Genomic DNA, 20,405 nt, shown 5'->3' on the forward strand with positions numbered 1-20,405 from the left:
TATTGAAAAAATTACTTACAGCAATTTTAGGCATTGATTCGGTGATGAAGATTTTTTTCAATAGACATGGCTTTTTGCCAGCTTTCTAAGCTTTCTAGACTTTTTACATATTGTTCAATATTGAGATATTTTGATCGAATATTTAAAGAATTAATTAGACCATAGACTACGAAACCAATCATAAAATCTGCACCTGTTAAGCAATTGTCTACTAAGAATTTTTTGCCTACTAATTGTTGATCTAAATATGAAAATACTTTATCCAACTCAGCATGCGCATATTGATCCAAGAACTTTAATTGAGTGCCATTTTTTAACTCAATCGAATTAAAAATATTTAATAAATATGGAACCATAGCCGAACTTTCTGAAAAATGAATCCATTGTAAATAATCAAGATAACTGTCTGAATCTTTCGCGGGCATAAGTTGAGGAGCAAACTTTTCAATCAAAATTTCTACAATGGCACCTGATTCAGCAATTACTTTTCCATCGAGCTCAATCACAGGTGATTTTCCTAAAGGATGAATGTTTTTTAATTCTTGAGGTGCAAGATTTGTAGTTTTATCTCGAAAATAACTTTTTAACTCATAAGGTTGATTAATTTCTTCAAGTAACCACAGAATGCGAAATGAGCGTGAAGCATTTAAATGATGAAGAATAATAGACATTAATTTTCTCTTTTAAACTAGAAGGCCAACAAAGTGAGGCCTCACTATATAGATTGATAGACGACCGGTCTAATATTTTTTGTTATCAGCTCAGCATTTGTCTAATTAAGTAATAAAGTAAATGTGTTAAAAACATAAAAAAAATACATCCGTAGATATGGTGACAAATTGGCTTTTAAATTTATCGATTTTCTAGCGCATTCTGAGGCCTCAAATTACATTAACTACCTAAACTGCGCAAAAAACAATCCATCACCTTTTCCCGCTCAATTGCCCCATCTAAGCTTAGAAGCTGAATAATTGCGCCTTCAATCATATATAAAAATAGTTTGGCGTCTTGAAAAGTCGCATCGTTTTTTAGTTTTATAAGCTGACTATAGATTTCATTCATTAACCACGTTCTATATTTAATTGCAACTTGATAGGCTTTTGGATAGCTCAGTTTCGTTTCAAAAATGGCTTTAAATAGTAAGTAGTAAAGCCCTTCTAAATCGGTGTGTAAAAAATAAAGTGCCTTGAGTTTATCTTTCACGTTTGAGCCTTGGCCGTACTCAGCAATTGAAACTACTTTTGCTTTTAAGCGTTCTTTTTGTACGATTAAACAGATTTCAATAAACCGCTCTTTCGAGTGAAAGTAGTTATAAAAAGTCCCTTTTGGAATATTTGACTCTTTAACAATTCTGTCGATCCCAACGGTATGAAACCCGTAATGGTGAAATAAATTAATCGACTTATTTATGACTTGTATGGCACGTGTTGGGAGAACTAACGTTGGCATCGTTTTACCGTTATAAAAATTCTTGTTGTTTGTAAATGAGATACTTTTTGGGAGAAAAAAGGCATAGCAAAGCCTATAAAGACTGTGCTTGGCACATCTCAAGTTTTATTGTTGATTAAGTTTTTTGAGCCGTAATGACTTAAAGCCTGAAAACCTTAGGGTGATCAAGCTGCTTTAATTTTTAAGCTGTGTCGTTATAGCTTTTGGCATTGAGAGCCAAGAAATAATGGATGTGCAAAGCCAACTCCTTTTTATTGGGAGTTCTGCCAGATATTAAAATTATGGTGGCAGAACGGAAGAGGGTTCGCGGACTGGGTAAGACTCCAGCACACCCGAAGGTGTCCCACTCCCGTCCTACCGCAACGGGAGGAGACGAGGAGTTTACACATAAGAGTATCCCTCAGAAAGGAATAAATCTGATGTGTTCTTACAAGCGGTCCGCGACGACCGACTGGCAATGTAGGCCAGCAGGCAAAGAATAGTGCCCTGTCCCCTTACAGTCAAGCACGCAAAATGCCATTTGTTTTAAATTAAATCATTAGAAAAGTAAGGCTAAATAATGAGTGAGTTATTGTTAAGTGGAGCATTATAGAGGGGTGATTTTAGAAGAGAGATTTGTTTGGTAGCAAATATGGCTAAGAAAAGTTTGGTATTCCAAGAATTCAGAATTTAATAACTGACCATTCTATTCCCTATTCCTAGGTTTCGATTATACTATTTAGAAAAATAATCCTTTTATAATACGAATAGCTCTTTCTTGCAGAGTTTTTTCATATAGAGCACCTAATGATTCAAGGAGTCCATTTTAATTTTGATAACTTTTTCTTTGGTTTACTGGATTCTAAGTAGAGTAAATAGATATGTCTCTCCCACCTAATTTCGAAATTATTTTTGCTAGCAATATTGAATTTGAATTCTTAACAGTTGAAGTTTATTTTTATAACTATAGAATTTTTCAATTAAATCGGGAAAATGGCGTTAAAAATATTGAGATAGAGTTTCTCTTAGACTTAACAGCTATCCCTAATGATATAGATTTTAAATTCTCATTAGAAGATTTCTATAAAGTCATAGAAATCGCTAAAAATGATTTAATAAATTATGATAAAAAATAAAATAGCGTGATTATCTGTGGATGCAAGAAACCAATTAAAAGAAACTATATTTTCTGAGTTAAGAAATTAGATCAATTAGCTGCAAAAGTACAACAAACGGAGAAGCAATTTCTGCCACCGTTATATCGCTTGGTGTCCCTACAAGTACCTTCCTATCATCAAATTTGATTGTTTGGATAGCCATTTTTTAGCCTCCTGCTCACCCTGCTTAATGTTTAAAATAAGATGGGGCACCTCGTCCCCATCTCATTTTTTAGCACTCAATTGCGTTAACAGCGAGGCCACCTTTTGAAGTCTCTTTATATTTCTCAGACATATCTCTGCCTGTTTCTTTCATGGTCTGAATGACTTTATCGAGCGTCACAAAATGCTCACCTTCATCATGAAGTGCCATTTGTGCTGCATTAATGGCTTTTACAGCCGCAATTGCATTTCGTTCAATGCAAGGAACCTGAACCAAACCACCAATCGGGTCACACGTTAAACCTAAGTTATGTTCAAGGCCAATTTCAGCTGCATGTTCCACTTGTTCAGGTGATGCACCTAAAATCTCGGCTAAGCCCGCCGAAGCCATCGCACAAGCTGAGCCTACTTCGCCCTGACATCCTACTTCTGCACCAGAAATAGATGCATTGAGCTTACATAAAATACCGACTGCTGCTGCACTTAGAAAAAAGCGAACAACTTTGTCTTCGGAAAAATCTTTAGAAAAAGTCACGTAATAATATAAAACTGCCGGAATGATCCCTGCTGCACCATTTGTGGGAGCTGTCACTACTCGACCGCCAGCAGCATTTTCTTCATTTACGGCTAACGCAAATAAATTGACCCATTCCATGGCATGAAAAGTCGTCACAATCAGGTTTGAGTTTTTCTTATTTAATAACTTATCGTGAATTTTTTTAGCCCGACGTTTTACGTTTAATCCACCCGGTAATATTCCATCATTAATTAATCCATTATGAATACACTGCTGCATCACCTTCCAGATTTGCATAATCTTGGCGCGAATCTCACTTTCACTACGCCAGCTTTTTTCATTTTCAAGCATTAACTGACTTATTGATAAATGATGAGTTTTACATAAGCTTAAAAGTTCAGCCGCACTATGAAATGGATATGGAACCTTAATTTCACCAGTCTCAGACTGGGTTTGTGTTAATTGCCTTTGGCTAACAATAAAACCGCCACCAATCGAGTAATACTTTTCAGCATATAAAATTTCTTTCGCCTCGTTATAAGCAATCAGTTCCATTGCATTTGGGTGATGAGGCAAAGATTCATCTAAAAAAAGCAAATCATGCTTATAGTCAAAAGAAATACTCTTTTGCTGATCGAGCTGGATGGCTTTATTTTCAAGAACATCTTCAATCAAACTTGTACTTACTTGAGTATCGATATGTTCAGGATCAAAACCCATTAATCCTAAAAGAATAGCTTTATCTGTCGCATGACCAACACCAGTTGCTGCAAGCGAACCATATAACTTAATCTGAACTCGAAACGTCTTTTGTAGATCATTTTGCTTAACTAAATCATCCACAAAACTACAAGCTGCTCGCATTGGCCCAACCGTATGGGAGCTAGATGGGCCTACACCAATTTTAAAAAGATCAAATACACTTATAAACACGGGGATCCTACCTTCAATTCATTATTATTCGTTTATTCGTCGTTATTGTGTCCTTTCGGATAACTCTAAAACTATCATTAAGCCGAGTACAAATCACGAATAACTATTGGCTAGCAGTGCAAAAAGACAACGGTTGAACAATCAACATCAATCGGTTTAATCAAAAATATAAATTGTGGAGCTTTTATCCCCCTAATAGATGTTCCAGAAATAGTCTTTAAATAAGTACGCCAATTTGTATAAATAAAAAACCACAAATATTAGCCATTAGTCGCACCTCTCTATTTTTATTCATTTTTACTGGTAAAGTGTTTTACATGGTTTGATACAACCTACTTAACTCAGATGCATAATTCACCTGTTCTTGCATCTGATGTTTTTCAGCCTCTAGTCCGCTAGAGGCTTTTTTTATTATTGATATAAAGCCTGATATATTAAATTGATAGAAATAATGAAAGAGAAGAAAAATGAATCACATATTAAAATTGAGTGTTTTAAGTTTTCCGGTTTTATTCTTAAGTGGATGTATTGGCTGTTATAACCCAACAGGTTGTAACCGTGATGATTCGCCTTATTTCTATACAACTCAAATAACTCAAGCCAAAGGCGTAACTGTTCCAGTTGGAACAAAACTGGTTTATAAATCTCAAAAGTCAAAACAGAAAAATGAACAAACTGCTCCACTTAAAGAAGAAAATATAACCTCGATAAAACTACCAAAAGATACTGCTATTCTTTGGGGAGGAATGCCCACAAATCATCTGCTTCAATTTGCCAATTCTGAAATGCAAGGATTTACCGCCTACCGAGCCCAAGAAGTTCCTGCTACATATTCCAATCAATTTTTAAAACTCTGGAAAGAGTGTGATAGTGATTTAGATATCTCGATCAAAAATAAAAATGACTGGAGTTTTAACCCTGCAAATATGAAAATTATTGGATGCGGAATTAACTATCAAGAAAGAGCTTCGTACAACACCAACAATTCAAGCCAAGATAAAGTTGATATTTTTCTAATCAATATTAACAAGGCTTTACAACAACTGCCTCAACAAAAAGAATATCCCGTAATTCATTCCTCTAAAAATTAAAGTCGTAAAAAAGCCCGCGTTTCAGCAGGCTTTTTTATTTCAAAATTCAGCCTATTAGCTTTTAATTAAAAAGTTAGCCACATGTTGCATTCGTAATTTTTTTAGAAGCTGGGTCAATGGTGACTGTAACTCGGTTTGTACGATAATCCATGGTCATTGGTTGACCCGGAGCAACTTTACGCACAATTTCTGATTGAGTCTTTTGTTTAATTTGATCATCAGTAAGGCCAGATTGTCCCACTAATTTTTGAGCTTCTTCTGCTACACAGTTCGCTTGATTGTCACGGAATAATTTCCATTCTTCTACGACTTGGCCATTTGGTAAATGACAATAGCCGACCTGACCATTTGCTTCATTTCTAATTTCTAATTTTCCACCTTGTTCAACACAATATTGACTAGCTGGATTTGGTGAACCAATTTTTGGTGGAGTCGGATCTTTATGTTGTACAGACGAGCAAGCCGTTAATGAAACAAGTGCCAAGCCAAGAAAAAGAATTTTTTTCATAATTTTTTGCTTCTTACTAAAAAAACTAAAGATATCAAAAAATTTCATATTCCATGTCACTTCTTTACAATAAAAAACTCACTTGAATGTTCTAGCAAAATAAGTTTAATTTATTGGAAATTAAGATATTCCCAATTAAAAGCTATTTTGAAATATTCTATTCAGGTCTTTCTAAAATTCGTGGCCCCGATCCATCTTGTCCTAAAATATCTTCAGGATTTCTTAATGGACACTGCTCTAATGATAAACAGCCGCAGCCAATGCACCAGTCCATTTCATCTCTTAACCTCGTTAATTTTTGAATTCGATCATCCAGATTTTCTCGCCAATGACTTGATAGATTTTTCCATTGCTTGGCTGTTAATTTACTACCCACAGGATACTGACTTAAAGCCTCTTTAATTTCATTTAAAGGAATACCCACTCTTTGAGCGACTTTAATAATCGCAATATATCTTAAAATAATTAAGGGATACCGACGTTGATTACCATTTGTTCTTATACTTTTTATAAGCCCTTTCGCTTCATAAAAATGTAGGGTCGAAACAGGAACTCCACTCCTTTTTGCAACTTCACCCACAGTCAAAACTCGACTAGAGTCAGCTTTTTTATTTTCACTCATCATGATTGACCTCAACTTTACTTGAGGTTTATAAGAGAGCGCTTTTATTTTGTCAAATAAATAACAGAGATTTTCTTATACGCTATGAGCCACTCTCCCCGAGGTATAGGTCTTATCTGTATAAACTGATGACAAAATGAATCTGATAATTAATTCAATCTATAAAATAACTTGCTGTCATTTAAATTTAAGAAATTAGTTTTGTAGAGCAACCGGACATCCACAAATCCAAAACATGTTGTAAACGAAAGGCATGGGTGCGCCTAATGGATAGACTTTTATCTGCTCGATCTTATAAGTTTTTTTACGTGACTCAATGTGTAATATATTATCGTAACGGGCAACAACAACTCCCTTTTTATATAATTTTTTCCTTTCATTCTTTGCGTCAAATTTATATACCAAAAAGTAAACTTTTTCTCCTACACCGATCTTTGAATGATTAACCATAATGTAACCATTACAATACTTACATTGCCAATCTTCCATATCTCAAATTATCACACGCTTAAATTAAAAAAACACACTGAATTTTATAGTATAGATTTATTAAAGATATAAATCTAAAGAAATATTTTAATTGAAAAAATAAGGTTTATTTGTGACACATATCACAATAAAAAATTCAAATTATATTCAGATACATCAATCACTTATCAAAAATTTTTAAGGCTTATTATTTTTGAATATATAAAACTCATCCATAATTTATTTAATTATATAGTATATTTAGCAATAACTTTAAATTTAATTATAAATCCAGCCTCAATATATAACATGACATTTATTTAATTATTTACATTCAACTTAAGCTTAAATATAACAATAGATTTTCTTTAAAATATTAAATCAATTTCACAGTAAAATTGAAAATAATTCATTTCACATTATACAAATAATAAATATATAATTAATGGCATTACAATTTAATTTTTTTATTATGTCAACTCAACGTTTAAAATTAGAACTCCCTTCTGGACACGATCAATTATTACTTCACTCTTGTTGCGCTCCTTGTTCAGGAGAAGTTATGGAAGCATTAATCGACTCAGAAATTAAATTTTCAATATTTTTTTATAATCCTAATATTCATCCAGTAAAAGAATATTTAATCCGCAAAGAAGAAAATATTCGTTTTGCAGAAAAGCATAATATTCCATTTATCGATGCAGACTATGACACTGACAACTGGTTTGCCCGAGCAAAAGGGATGGAAGATGAACCTGAACGTGGCATTCGTTGTACCATGTGTTTTGATATGAGATTTGAACGAACTGCCCTTTACGCACATGAACACGGCTTTAGTCTCATCAGTAGTTCGCTAGGAATTTCTCGTTGGAAAAATATGGCGCAAATCAATGACTGCGGAATTCGCGCTGCTGCTCACTATCCTGAAATTCAGTACTGGGACTATAACTGGCGTAAAAATGGTGGCTCAAGCCGTATGATTGAAATCAGTAAACGAGAAGAATTTTATCAGCAAGAATATTGTGGCTGTGTATATTCTTTACGAGATACTAACCGCTGGCGTATGGGTAATGGGCGTGATCGTATTAAACTAGGTGTTAAGTTTTATAGTAATGCCATGGAAGAAGATTAATTTTTACTTCTCTTAAAAAATTAATTAATTTGTTCTTAGCTATATTTATTTTTTATAAAAAAAGAGCCACATCTGGAGAATGTGGCTAAAAGGTGTACTAAATAAGCTTTGATGTAGTTAGATTAATTGTGCTAGCTTAAAATAATATTAATTAAAATTAATTTTTAAAAATTTTAATAGCATTCCTATTTTCATATAACCAATTTATCATCATAAAAATTTGCATTTAAGTATTTGAATAATGATTAAAATTTATGTAAATAGCATAACTTAGGCTATTATTTAGCTTTTAAATATTGTGCAATTTTTTGAATGTTTTCAATAATTTCATTAGGTGTGTGAGCTGCATAGCCAATAAGTACAGCAGCCTTCTTGCTTGGCATCTGACAATATCTTGATAACGGCTGAACAGCTAAGTTTAGAGCTGAGCACTGATCAATAAATTCTTGCTCTGTCCACGCACCTTTTAACCAGCACACTGCATGGATACCTGAATCGGTTGGTTGAACGTCGAGCACATCTGAAAGATACTCATCAATAGCTTTAATCAATGCTTGTTGACGCTCATAGCATGCTTTTCTAATTTTACGTACGTGCCGAGCATAGTGGCCTTTTTGTATAAATAGAGACAAAGCCACCTGCTCTAAATAAGAACTTCGAACATCCGTGTAATATTTGGCCGCACTAAAGGTTTCAATCAATGCTTCAGGCACAACCATGAATCCTAACCGAAACTCAGGAAACATCATTTTAGTAAAAGTACCAGAATAAATAACTCTTTGCTGCTGATCTAAACCCTGTAAAGCTTGAATAGGATATGTGCCATAGCGAAACTCACTATTATAATCATCTTCAAAAATCCATTTCCCTTGTTGAGATGCCCAATCGAGTAACGCAAAACGGCGAGCTAAACTCAAAGTTCCCCCTACAGGAAACTGATGTGAGGGTGCGGTATAAACAAGTTTGCTTTTTGAATAATGATCTGTAATGTCAGAGATTCGCATTCCCTCCTCATCACTCTCGATCAAATTTATCTGAGCGCCAAAACTTCGAAAAATATTAAAAGCTGCGTCGTAGCCTGGTTCATCTAGGCACACCTCATCATTTGCTTGAAGTAAAGCGTAGCCAGCTAAATGAATTGCCTGCTGCGTCCCATTTACAATAATGATTTGCTGTTCATTGCAGTTCAGGCCTCGGGTGGAACGTACATACTCACAGATTGCCTGACGCAATGGTAAATAACCCCGCGAGTCGTGAAATTGGCCCAGTTGATAATAAGATTGCCGCCAAGCTTGACTTAATAACTTTCCCCAAAGCTGATGAGGAAATAAATCAATACAGCCCACTCCCACATGAAACATTTTTTTCTTTTGACTTGACCATGACTGTTCTCGCCATGAAGTTAATAAACCTTCAAAACTCGGATTAATATTTAAGGAATGGTGATTGGTTAGCGTAGTTTTTTTTGAATTTTCTTGGATATGTATTAACTGATCTGGCACAACCTCAGCAACATAGGTACCCGAACTTGGTTTGGTAAATAAGTATCCTTCATCGAGTAACCGCTCAAGCGCAGCTAACACAGAGTTTCGTGAAATCGACATCATCTCTGCTAAAGCACGACTTGAGGGTAATTTTGTTCCAGCACTAAGTCTTCCATCTAAAATAGCATCACGCAAAGCAGAATATAGTCCATCTTTAATCTGGCCCTTTGGCAAAATCAAATGTGGAAAAGATGCAGAAATCGAAGTTGCCATAACAAACTGGTACTGTAGAAAATATCAAAAGTGTATCTTATAAAAATACCACTATCAAAACTACACTCTTGTTTTCAATTTTCTAGAACTTTAAAACAGAGTGTAATTATTATGCAAAATCAAGATATTCAGATTGTCCCTGTTCAGCAGCAGGACTATTCACAATGGAAGAAATATTGGCTTGCTTATCAAAATTTCTATCAGGTAAATTTACCCCTTCATGTCACCAAAGTGACTTGGGAACGCTTTTTCGATGAAAATGAACCCGTTTATTGTGCTGTTGCCAAACAAGGCGAGCAAGTTTTAGGAATTGTGCATTATGTTATTCATCGTTCAACATGGGCAGAGAATAATTATTGTTATTTAGAAGACCTTTATGTTTCACCTGAAGTCCGTGGGCAACACATTGGTAAGCAACTCATTGAATATGTACAAAAGCAAGCAATCGAACACAACTGTGACCGTTTATATTGGCACACTCAAGAAACCAATCACACGGCTCAAAAACTCTATGACTGGATTGCACAAAAACCAGGAATAATTGAATATCGTATGCCTTTAATCTAAACCAATTATAAACACCAAAAGCTTTAATTCTTTTGGTGTTTTATCTTAAACATGCTTTATTTAAGACCAACATAGTTCCCTGCTTACACCTTAGCGAATGAGCTTGATGACTTTGTCATTAATAATGGTGCATTGATTAAACTCTGCAAAATGCTTGATCTCTTGCTCTAATTCGAAAAAGAAAAGCTCTTTATCTTTGATTGTTTTTTCGAGATGTAGACTAATGACTTCTAACTCTTTTACTGTCCGATGTGCTTTGCAATCTATGCGGCCCACTAGCTCATCTTGATAAAGAATAGGTAAGCAAAAATAACCAAATACCCGTTTGGCCGCTGGCACATAGCATTCAATCCGATAATCAAATTCAAATAAAGATGTTAAGCGGTCACGATGAATCAGCGAGTTATCAAAAGGCGAAAGTATTTTTAATCCAAAATCAGTATTCACGTTTTGTTCTATTGCAGCTACATCGACATATAGAGTTTGCCCATCAACAAGTTTAATTGCTGACACTACACCTGCGTCAATCTGCTCCTTCAGCACGACACGCATAGTTTCTTTTAAATCTTTTCCCTTTAAATGAACCAATTGCTTCCATGTAAATGTACCATGTGCTCGAAGCGTTGTATTAAATAAATACTGCGCATATTCATGAAGCGTAGGCATACTTAAATCAATATTTTCAGGTAAGCAGCGTTCGGTCAAATCATAGACTTTTTCCATTCCGTTACGCTCACAGATCATCAGGTCACCCTGCATATATAACTGCTCAAAAGCACGGCGACCTGGACCTGTATTCCACCAATTTCCCAAACTCTTTTTATTACTCTTATCAATATCTCGTAGTCGAATTCTACCTTCAGCACGAACACGGGCTAAAATTTCATTCATGAGATGTTGATCACCTCTATTGAAATAACGACTTTCCCCTTTCCTGACCGACATCATGGCAGGCAGTGCATAACGGTAGTCTTTCATAGGAAGATAAGACGCCGCATGATACCAATATTCAAAAATCTGACGCTCTCGAACCAAATTATTTAAATGACTTAAATCATAATCAGGCACTCGACTCCACAATATATGGTGATGAGCGCGCTCAACGACCGATATGGTATCAATCTGCACATAACCCAAATGCTCAATAGCCTGTAAAGTTCCATCCACACCTTTTGCAAACGGGCTAATCTTTCCTAAGCCTTGATTAAATAGAGCCAAACGTTTTAAAGATGAAGTCATAGAAAGCTCAATTGGCTAATCATATTGATATGGTCTACTACTCATTCGAATATGAGATAGACTCAAATGAAATGTAAAGCGGGTTCTCTCACTCATATTCATAGCTAAAAATTAGCTCAAGCGAAATCAGATTCCTGCAAATACACTAAACATTGCAATAAGAGCAAAAGTATAAAATATCAAAGGTAAAGCCAAAAACCATAAAATTGCACGCTTATTTGCTGAAAATACTATTTTTGCAGCAACATAACTCACCCAACAGGAATAAATGCTAAAAAATAAAATGATTAAACCAGACCAAATCTCTTCACTAAAAAATGTATCTAAATAACTATCATAAATAAATGTTTGAATAACAGTAATAACAATTACAGGAAAGGCGGCAACAAACCATTGCATAATATTGGCCTGACGAACCAAAGCGGTATCTGGATTCTGTACACCACACCATTTCAAACGGATTTCATACCACCAACCATAAAAGAACCATGTAATAAAGGAAGCAACTGCACCAATTGCTGCAACACAAATCCAATAGTTAACCCAATGATCTAAAATAAAAGAATATGAAGCATAATTTGGATGATCTGAGGCCAAAGCCTTAATGAGCTTTGTATCAATTCGATCCATAACAAAAAAGACAGCAACGAGATAAGTCGCGAAATGGATATACTGCATATCTAATTTCGCGAACATTAAGAAAAACACTTTAGGCTTAAAATATAATTTTGCGATTTGTTTCGGACTAATCACTGAATCGATTTTAATGTCCTGTATTTTAGGTTCTGTAAACATATTTTTCTCTTTTTAATTTATATCATTCAAGCTTTCGGCAATGAGTTTTTCTGCCATTTCTTGAGTTTTTCTTAATCCCGGCATACGGAATTCAGTGTGTCCATAATCTTGGATAGATTTCCAACGTCCGCCCCACGTGAGACCAACCGATTCAGCAACTTGTCCATATAAACGATAACCTTGCATAGCCCACGGGTCTCTTTCAGAAATAACCACTTTTCCATTTCGTTTAAAGGCTACATCTGCCGCCAAACCAAATTGATGGTAACTCTGATAACCTTTTGCTCTTGTTGTATTTGGATTACCTGCCAGCATATTCTGACGAGTAGGACTACGATAACCTTCTAATAAAACCAACTCATAACCATACTGTTCTTTCATGATTTTAAAGACCATGAGTAAACGCTGCTTATAACGTGGGTTCATTTTGCTCCATTTACGATCTACTAGACTGGTATCTAAAATAGCTCGCCCATCGAAACTCGCATTATCAATAGGTGAAGAATTAATAGCGCCAGTACTTTGAGAGGAATATTGTTGCTCTAATTGGGTGGCCTCTACAATCGCAGCTTCAATTAGGCTTTCATCCACTTCTGGCGGTGGTGATAATATTTCACCATTCAAAAGTGCATAAATTTGAGGATCTGTTTTTTTCAGATATTCAGCTTCAATTCGAGTTGAACTAATAGGTCGAGTAAAAGCAAACACTAAAATACTGGCAAACAAGAAAAAGCCAGCAATGACAATCCACCACTGCTGTAAATGCCAATGGGATTGCAGCTTTTCAGGCGCAGCTGCCTGATTCATTGTTTGAGCAAATTGTCTAACCTGACTAAGCTGTTTACGGCCTTGTGGCAGTAATGACAAAACAAAATCTTTGCTTTTACTCCTTAGCTCATAGGACATTAAAAACGCTAAACCAATTGCCAAGCATGTAAAGCAAAAGAAAATGAGAAAAATCATCATTTGTTCATTAATTCACAGCAAAAGGACTTCGTGTAATTTTAATATCTACCGATGCTTTAGGTGGTTCAACCTCAACTTCTGGCTCGGCTGGAGCTTTATTCTCAACAATTGGTTTAGCCTGTGCCGCTTGTTGTTGCTGCGGTTTACTCACTGGCTTTTGCTGAGCTGGCTGTACCTTCGGTTGAGCCGTTTTAGCTGCACCCGTCTGTAGTTGAGGCACAGTCTGAACTTTCTTTTCACCAGTGAGTTGTTCATCAAATGGAGAAACTCGCTGTTGATTGACAGTAGCAGGCTTATGCTGAGCAGGTTTAAAGATATTACTTAATTCATTATCTTTAGGTTGTTCAAAACCATCACGGCTCATTGAATCTGTTTCGTTGTCTTGACTTACAGCAACCTGATTTTGTTCATCAGAAGAATGAACCGTTTCTTGATTTAAAGTCTGTTCTTCTGTTGATTTACTCTCAATTGCTGCTGATTCTGACGAATGCGGTTGAGACAAGAACAGGAATAGCGAGATGCTGACAAACACCCCAGCAATAACACCAATAACAATATAAAGTATTGGTGATTTCGGCTTTTTTTTATTCGACTGTAAAACTCGAATAGAAGTTGGTTTTTCCTGAGCCATTTCGTACCATCATCAAGGTAAATAAATTGTAATATGTGCTTGCTCTTGAGGAGCAGAAATCACATTTTGATAATTAGATAATGCTTTATCATTTTGATTGTTCAGCATAAATCTTAGTCCTGCAAAGGTAAGTAATGCAAAAATCAATAAAAAGATCAAAATCCAGAAGAATGGTACTTCGCGATGAATAATATTTCGGATCTGATCGGGAATGGCCGAGAACGGCGAAAATGCGAGCTTCTTCCCTTTCAAATAATCAATTTCGTCACCCACTCGTGATACTAAGTGGTTGAGACTTTCCGTAGATTCGATTCGGTACTTACCCTGAAAACCTAATAAAAGGCAGTAATGAAATACTTCTAAAGCAGCTAGACGTTCTTTTCCACGGCTACGTAATTGTTCCAATATTTCAAAGAAGCGATAACCAGCTAATTGAGAACCAAACAAGCTCAATTGCAATGGACTAATTAACCAAGCATTTTGCAAATTAAAATAACTCGCGTCTTGTTGCGTTACGATAGTTTCATCAATCAAAGCACAAAATGCATATTTAGCATCATGAATATCATCAGCTGAAAATTGCAACTTTTTGGCTTGTTGCTCAAATTGATTAAGTAAATTTAAGATTTTTTCACGAAACCGCTGCGCATCTGCTGGTACATACTGATTTCGAATCAAAAAAACCAAATAAAACCCATCATGCAATAAATCAATAAGATTGATTGCCTGTAGCTTTGCTTGAGACTGGCTATTATTGTTCCCGCCCGTTCCGATTTGTCCATCGTCAAATAAAGAAGGAGCACCTGTGGATTGTGACATTTTTCTCTCCTTTATCGTTAAGCGTTCATGACCGCAATCAGTTCAATACTAATATCTTGGAAACCAGCTGGAACATAAATACAAATCGTCTCTGAATCTAACATGCGTTGGTATAGCTCATGATGTGGTTCAATTTCAAAATAGCTCACACCAGAGCGTACAGGTATCGCAGTTGGAACTTGAATTAAGTGATGCAATGGAATTGCAGGCAATGCAGCAACCACACGTTGCTCTACATCTAAAGTACTACCGATTTTGAATCGTAAAGGTACGATCTGAATCAACTCATGTGTCTGCATTGCGCTACTTGATACTGCAATATAAAGTCGAGTGTCTCGAGTAATCTTATCGGTCTCAAGACTTCCCACCCAATATGAAGGACGGATTTCTTTAAGTGCAATACTGATGTAACGACTCGAAATAATCGTATCGAGTAAATCACGCAAAATCGTATCTAACTGTGAAAAACTTTCTTGTAAATTATGATGTTTATAGGCAGGTAATTGATCGACATCATAGGCCGTCGAGAAAGTTAATAATGAACCTGCTAAACGCAATAATTCAAAGAACAAACGCTCTGGATGGATTTGTGGATATTGCACAAAATGATTTAGACCAGCATGAGCTGTATTTAACGCATTCACTAACCAGAACGAAACAATATCACCAGAACGGAATTCAATTAATTTCTGTTCATTTTCTCGGTTATTGGTTTGAATTGTCTTAATTTTTGCCTTAATAACGTTCAGTGTTCTTTTTAAATTTGAAATCAGTGTTTCAGAGGCATCCACATGCAAAATTGGTGGAATAAATTTTCGATCAATTTCAAAAGCACCTGAGCTTTGACGCTTAATTTTTCCAATAGGTAAATATAAGAAACCATCTAAATTATGGTCAGGATTACTATGTACATCTAATAGTTTAAAAACAGCACGACGGCGTAGCAAACTAATATCGGCTTCAGTTGCATTAGTGAATAGATCATGTGTTTCAACAAGGTGAGATTGATATCTACCCTTTTGCGCTTGGTTCTGATCAATGAGATTTTGCTTATTTGCTTGTAAGAGCGGCAAGGCTAAATAAATTAGCATCTCACCCCGTAAATTAAGATCATCCAATAAAATTGGCTCAGGCAATAGATCATATGCAGGCGCCTGATAAATTTCACCGTCTTGCCAGATCATCTCTACAGACTCAAGAGCAAGAATATGTGTGCTCAATTGAGCCTCATCGAAATTTAATTTTTGAATACCATACGAAAAAGGCACAACCGCTCGAACCGTATGATTCAAGCGTTGTTCATGATAAGTATCTTGAATTTGGAAATGTTGAGGTCTTAAAAATAAACCTTCGCCCCATAGGACTTTTTCAGCTTTAAACATATGTCTTTACCAACCTTTATTCGTATTCATTTTTAGGCTGTACACCTAACATTTCCTGAACCATTTGTAATGGATGCTCATCTTTAATGACTTGGGCTAACCATTCATGTAACGGCATTTGACTCCATTTAATGGTTTTCTGAAGCATATAACTCACAGGACTATGAGGCTCATTTGCTTGAAAGTAATCCGCGATTTCTTGCAATACTTTCATTGCTTGCTCACGATTGGCCAAGTGAGTTTGTGCTTGAGGCTGAAAAACGGGCTGATCTGACACGATTTGTACAGGCACTTGATTTTCCATAGATGAGCTTGTAATAACAGCAGCCTGTTCTTGGATTGGCGCAAGCCCAGTACCAAAAGCTTCTGCTTTATAAATCTTGCGTAATGTGCTGTGAATGGTTTCAAATGCTGAATCGATTGCACCAAAACTCGGCGAGTCTAGTCCCATTAAATGGTCAAGGGTTTGCTTTAAAACATCCCATTCAGTTAAGACTGAACTAAAATCTTGATAATTAGAATATTGAAAAGTTTTAGACGTATTAAAAATAGCTTGATCGAATTGTTCTAACTCCGATGGCCCCGACTGACTATCGTAATCTTCAGTTTGTTTACGGCGAACATTTTCGTGATATAGAAAATTATCGTAATCAAGCAAATTATAATAAGGAGCTGTATTGGTTAAAGAAACTTTTTTTAACAACATCGGAAGTTGATTAATTAAACCCTGTAATAACCCAATGCGCTGATCTAAGTCATCATCTTCAATAACAGGGTGAATTTCCTGCCAATATTGATTCAACATGGTATGACTTAAAGTTAAACCTTTAGCCATACCTTCAAAACCATAAAGATGAGTCCAAGCTTCCAAGAGCCAAGTTAATAGACGAATATCTTTTGTATTCTCTTTTAGCAAAACACTCGTTTTATTTGATACAAAGTCCCAGTCGGCCTGTTTGCGTTCAGCAACCCAATCACCTTGATCTAGCAATAAATCATCTTGTGTTTTCGCTTTTTTTATTTCATGAAATTCATTAGAAAAAGAAAAGTCGTCACCACAAGGCAAACTATCACTAATGGGTTCAAGGAGTTCAGAAATATCAATATTCATCTAATTTTAGCTCTATTCAATTTTAAACTTCTGACTTCAACTTTTTACTAGTCCTTTTTTTAGCAGTTTTTACAACTGGGTCTAGTAAATATTGAATTTCGTCATCTTTAGCATCAATCATGATAATTTTTGGCAATTTTTGCTCTGCTAAAGCCACCAAAATTTCTGTAGCCAATGCAGGTAACACCGTAGAATTTAAAATATTATCAACGTTACGCGCACCACTATCGACTTCTGTACAGCGGCTTAAGAGTAGTTCTACCAAATCTTCAGAATACTGGACTTGTGTACCGTATTGTTTTTCAATTCTTGCTGTGATCTTGCCTAGCTTGTGTTTAATAATTCGTATGAGTAAATCATCATGCAATGGGAAATACGGCACCACTCTCATTCGGCCTAAAAATGCAGGCTTGAATTGCTTGTATAAACTTGGTTTTAGATGCTCAATTAACTCTTCAGCTGTAGGCCATTCTTCTACAGGTGTATTTAAGCAAGCTTGCATAATGGCACTTGAGCCAGCATTTGAAGTCAACAAAATAGTGGTGTTCTTAAAGTCAATAACTCGACCTTCGCCATCTTCTAACGTACCTTTATCAAATACTTGATAGAACAGTTCCTGAACATCACTATGTGCTTTTTCAATTTCATCAAGCAACACAACACTATAAGGATTACGGCGAACAGCTTCTGTTAAAACACCACCTTGACCATATCCCACATATCCAGGAGGTGCGCCTTTAAGTGAAGATACAGTATGTGCCTCTTGGTATTCAGACATATTAATTGTGATTAAATGCTGCTCACCACCATATAATTCATTTGCCAAAGTTAATGCAGTTTCAGTTTTACCTACACCACTTGGCCCAACCAAAAGAAATACACCTTGTGGCTTATTAGGATCTTCAAGTTTTGCTTTTGAAGTTTTAATCCCTTGAACTAATTGTGTGAGTGCATAATCTTGACCCATTACACGTTCGCCTAATTTATCTTCAAGCGTTAATATCTGTTTAATTTCATCATTGACCATTTTTCCAACTGGAATACCCGTCCAATCAGAAATAATTTCATTAATGATTTGAGAGTTTACTCTTTCAAATACTAATGGTTGCTGACCTTGAATCTCAGCAAGATTCTTACGCAGTAGATTAATCTGATCATAAGCTTCAGATTCATTCGTATGATTCTGTGCTTCTAATTCCTGAATTTTATGAACAAGTTCTAATTCTTTTTTCCACTGCTCTTCGGTTTCATGAATCTCTTTTTGCAAAGATTCTAAATTAGCTTTTAAAGTTTCTAATCGTTCATGGTGAATTGGAATCTGACGATGCTCATTTTCTAAAATTTGCTGTTCAAGCTTTAAGTTATGCTCTTGAGCCTTTAACTGGTCGAGCTTTACAGGTTGAGCATTTTGGGTCAACGCAACACGAGCTGCTGCCGTATCAAGCACACTCACTGCTTTATCCGGAAGTTGACGACCACTAATATATCGGTGCGAAGAATGAACCGCAGTCACGATCGCTTCATCATCAATTTGTAATTTAAAATGCTGCTGCATCACAGGAATCATTGCCCGCAACATATCGACCGCAACGTCTTCGGTTGGCTCTTCTACTTTTACCACCTGAAAACGTCGGCTCAATGCAGCATCTTTTTCAAAATATTGTTTGTATTCAGCCCATGTTGTTGCAGCAATCGTGCGTAATTCCCCACGTGCAAGTGCCGGTTTTAAAAGATTCGCAGCATCATTTTGCCCTGCTTGCCCACCTGCACCAATTAAGGTATGCGCTTCATCAATAAACAAAATAATAGGATGAGCAGAAGCTTGAACTTCCTGAATAACCTGCTTTAAACGATTTTCAAACTCACCTTTAACACTTGCGCCAGCCTGTAACAGCCCCATATCCAGCACATGTAAATGGACATTTTTTAGGGCATTAGGCACTAAACCTTGAGCAATTTTTAAGGCTAAACCTTCGACCACCGCTGTTTTACCAACCCCCGGTTCTCCCGTTAAGATCGGGTTATTTTGGCGTCTACGCATTAAAATATCGAGCATTAACCGAATTTCATATTCACGACCAATAACCGGATCTATACCGCCTTGTTTCGCTTTTTCAGTGAGATTAATCGTATATTGATCAAGTGCTGGTGTTTTAGCAGTTTTGGTATTCGCTACAGTCGTTTCTGTTTCTTCAGCTTCACCAGAAGGTGTTTTTGTTTCATCTTGTTGTTCAACACTCTTCTCACAAATTTCAAGAAACTTATGTTTCATTGAATCAATTGGTAAGAGATCAAATAAACTCGAAGCACGAGTCGCAATTTGATATAAATCAGATGCAGTTAATAACACAACTAATAAATGACCACTACGAATAACTGGATGTTGCTCAGCCGAAGCCAATAACCATGCTTGTTCAAACAAACGAACAATAGATTTAGCAAAAATAGGAGTTCGATTATTACCTTTCGGTAATTGAGATATTGTCTCTTTTAAATCATCAGCTAAAGCTTCAGGTGAAATTTTATATTTCTTTAATAAAATTTTTAAATCATTCTCTAGAGATTGATTAAGTAACTCCAAAAATAAATGTTCAATTTCAATTTCGTAATTTTGTTGAATAACACAAGCATTAGCCGATTTTTCTAAAGCAGTACGCGCAACTGTAGAAAGTTTTGTAATTAAAATTTTTAAATTACTCATCATTACTCTCAATATTTTTAAATAATTTAATGCTTAAAATCATAATGTCTGTATATTAACAAAATTCAGCTTTATCAGACAAACTACTCATCATTTCAAGCGTTAATAGGTTCTAGTAGATATTTATATCTATATAAAAATATCTCTACCCTTATCCTTGATTAACTAAACTCTGTTTTGGTAATAATTTACAACCGCATGATAACGAATCATTTACGCGCGCTCCAGATTTTCCCATAACAAGCATATTCGGATCACCCGATACAATCGTAGAAACCGTTTTGTGTAACGGACAAGTTGCCTTGTCTCCTACACACGCAATTGCAATTCCATCAATTAAAAACGTACTATTACCAGAAATGACTTGCCCTCCACCTGTGGTTGGGCATCCAATCGTAATGTAAGGGCTAGCCATGTTC

Annotated in this window: 21 protein-coding genes; 4 read left to right on the plus strand and 17 right to left on the minus strand. The window is 35.8% G+C overall.

Going from position 1 to position 20,405, the window contains the following annotated elements; all coding sequences use genetic code 11:
* Positions 1-26 precede the first annotated feature (26 nt).
* Both HL290_RS07405 and HL290_RS07410 read right to left on the minus strand, forming a co-directional pair.
* A complete protein-coding gene (locus HL290_RS07405; protein ID WP_198496056.1) occupies positions 27-671 on the minus strand; it encodes a glutathione S-transferase family protein in 645 nt (214 codons plus the stop codon).
* Positions 672-891: 220 nt separating this feature from the next.
* Complete coding sequence (locus HL290_RS07410) at positions 892-1,449, minus strand: TetR/AcrR family transcriptional regulator (protein ID WP_198496057.1); 558 nt, start codon at positions 1,447-1,449, stop codon at positions 892-894.
* 860 nt (positions 1,450-2,309) lie between these two features.
* On the opposite strand from HL290_RS07410, the gene HL290_RS07415 reads away from it, so the two are divergent.
* Entirely contained in the window at positions 2,310-2,564 is a 255-nt protein-coding gene (locus HL290_RS07415; protein WP_045436133.1) for a hypothetical protein, read from the plus strand.
* A gap of 58 nt (positions 2,565-2,622) precedes the next feature.
* Here HL290_RS07415 and HL290_RS18770 read toward each other — a convergent pair whose 3' ends face one another.
* Positions 2,623-2,748 (minus strand): hypothetical protein, encoded by a 126-nt coding sequence (locus HL290_RS18770; protein ID WP_265091538.1) that lies wholly within the window; start codon positions 2,746-2,748, stop codon positions 2,623-2,625.
* Between the two features lie 69 nt (positions 2,749-2,817).
* On the minus strand, positions 2,818-4,197 hold the full coding sequence (locus HL290_RS07420) for an L-serine ammonia-lyase (RefSeq protein ID WP_198496058.1): 1,380 nt from the start codon (positions 4,195-4,197) through the stop codon (positions 2,818-2,820).
* Positions 4,198-4,664: 467 nt separating this feature from the next.
* On the opposite strand from HL290_RS07420, the gene HL290_RS07425 reads away from it, so the two are divergent.
* Complete coding sequence (locus tag HL290_RS07425) at positions 4,665-5,288, plus strand: hypothetical protein (RefSeq protein ID WP_151744396.1); 624 nt, start codon at positions 4,665-4,667, stop codon at positions 5,286-5,288.
* A 73-nt stretch (positions 5,289-5,361) separates the two neighbouring features.
* Here the strand turns inward: HL290_RS07425 and HL290_RS07430 are convergent, their stop codons facing one another.
* From HL290_RS07430 to HL290_RS07440, 3 genes are all read right to left on the minus strand, one after another.
* Entirely contained in the window at positions 5,362-5,796 is a 435-nt protein-coding gene (locus HL290_RS07430) for an I78 family peptidase inhibitor (protein ID WP_003651098.1), read from the minus strand.
* A gap of 157 nt (positions 5,797-5,953) precedes the next feature.
* A complete protein-coding gene (gene soxR, locus HL290_RS07435) occupies positions 5,954-6,421 on the minus strand; it encodes a redox-sensitive transcriptional activator SoxR (protein ID WP_198496059.1) in 468 nt (155 codons plus the stop codon).
* Between the two features lie 192 nt (positions 6,422-6,613).
* Positions 6,614-6,907, minus strand: a complete 294-nt coding sequence (locus tag HL290_RS07440) for a hypothetical protein (RefSeq protein WP_045436127.1) — start codon at positions 6,905-6,907, stop codon at positions 6,614-6,616.
* A 451-nt stretch (positions 6,908-7,358) separates the two neighbouring features.
* Here HL290_RS07440 and HL290_RS07445 point away from each other — a divergent pair, with 451 nt between their 5' ends.
* On the plus strand, positions 7,359-8,018 hold the full coding sequence (locus HL290_RS07445; RefSeq protein WP_003651086.1) for an epoxyqueuosine reductase QueH: 660 nt from the start codon (positions 7,359-7,361) through the stop codon (positions 8,016-8,018).
* A 278-nt stretch (positions 8,019-8,296) separates the two neighbouring features.
* On the opposite strand, the gene HL290_RS07450 is transcribed toward HL290_RS07445, so the two are convergent.
* Entirely contained in the window at positions 8,297-9,775 is a 1,479-nt protein-coding gene (locus HL290_RS07450; protein ID WP_198496060.1) for a PLP-dependent aminotransferase family protein, read from the minus strand.
* Positions 9,776-9,886: 111 nt separating this feature from the next.
* On the opposite strand from HL290_RS07450, the gene HL290_RS07455 reads away from it, so the two are divergent.
* A complete protein-coding gene (locus HL290_RS07455) occupies positions 9,887-10,342 on the plus strand; it encodes a GNAT family N-acetyltransferase (protein WP_198496061.1) in 456 nt (151 codons plus the stop codon).
* A gap of 90 nt (positions 10,343-10,432) precedes the next feature.
* Here HL290_RS07455 and HL290_RS07460 read toward each other — a convergent pair whose 3' ends face one another.
* The 9 genes from HL290_RS07460 to HL290_RS07500 all read right to left on the minus strand — a co-directional run bounded on the left by HL290_RS07460 (position 10,433) and on the right by HL290_RS07500 (position 20,401).
* Positions 10,433-11,581 carry a winged helix-turn-helix domain-containing protein gene (locus HL290_RS07460; RefSeq protein ID WP_198496062.1) on the minus strand — a complete coding sequence of 383 codons (1,149 nt, stop codon included), beginning with the start codon at positions 11,579-11,581 and terminating at the stop codon, positions 10,433-10,435.
* A 126-nt stretch (positions 11,582-11,707) separates the two neighbouring features.
* Positions 11,708-12,376, minus strand: coding sequence for a hypothetical protein (locus tag HL290_RS07465; protein ID WP_198496063.1), 669 nt, complete (start codon positions 12,374-12,376; stop codon positions 11,708-11,710).
* Positions 12,377-12,388: 12 nt separating this feature from the next.
* The gene (locus HL290_RS07470; protein WP_198496064.1) at positions 12,389-13,342 is read right to left on the minus strand and encodes a M15 family metallopeptidase; all 954 of its coding nucleotides are present in this window, start codon (positions 13,340-13,342) and stop codon (positions 12,389-12,391) included.
* Positions 13,343-13,349: 7 nt separating this feature from the next.
* Positions 13,350-13,973 (minus strand): hypothetical protein, encoded by a 624-nt coding sequence (locus HL290_RS07475; protein WP_198496065.1) that lies wholly within the window; start codon positions 13,971-13,973, stop codon positions 13,350-13,352.
* A gap of 12 nt (positions 13,974-13,985) precedes the next feature.
* Positions 13,986-14,792: a type IVB secretion system protein IcmH/DotU gene (icmH, locus tag HL290_RS07480; RefSeq protein ID WP_080026732.1), complete on the minus strand. Its 807-nt coding sequence runs from the start codon at positions 14,790-14,792 to the stop codon at positions 13,986-13,988.
* A gap of 17 nt (positions 14,793-14,809) precedes the next feature.
* Entirely contained in the window at positions 14,810-16,174 is a 1,365-nt protein-coding gene (gene tssK / locus HL290_RS07485) for a type VI secretion system baseplate subunit TssK (protein ID WP_005041639.1), read from the minus strand.
* Positions 16,175-16,190: 16 nt separating this feature from the next.
* Positions 16,191-17,285: a type VI secretion system protein TssA gene (tssA, locus tag HL290_RS07490; protein ID WP_198078780.1), complete on the minus strand. Its 1,095-nt coding sequence runs from the start codon at positions 17,283-17,285 to the stop codon at positions 16,191-16,193.
* 22 nt (positions 17,286-17,307) lie between these two features.
* Positions 17,308-19,989, minus strand: a complete 2,682-nt coding sequence (gene tssH / locus HL290_RS07495; protein ID WP_198496066.1) for a type VI secretion system ATPase TssH — start codon at positions 19,987-19,989, stop codon at positions 17,308-17,310.
* A 148-nt stretch (positions 19,990-20,137) separates the two neighbouring features.
* The gene (locus HL290_RS07500; RefSeq protein ID WP_003651066.1) at positions 20,138-20,401 is read right to left on the minus strand and encodes a PAAR domain-containing protein; all 264 of its coding nucleotides are present in this window, start codon (positions 20,399-20,401) and stop codon (positions 20,138-20,140) included.
* Positions 20,402-20,405: the final 4 nt, after the last annotated feature.

Origin of the sequence: Acinetobacter sp. AC1-2, assembly GCF_016124155.1 — a bacterium.
In the GTDB taxonomy this organism is placed as follows: domain Bacteria; phylum Pseudomonadota; class Gammaproteobacteria; order Pseudomonadales; family Moraxellaceae; genus Acinetobacter; species Acinetobacter calcoaceticus.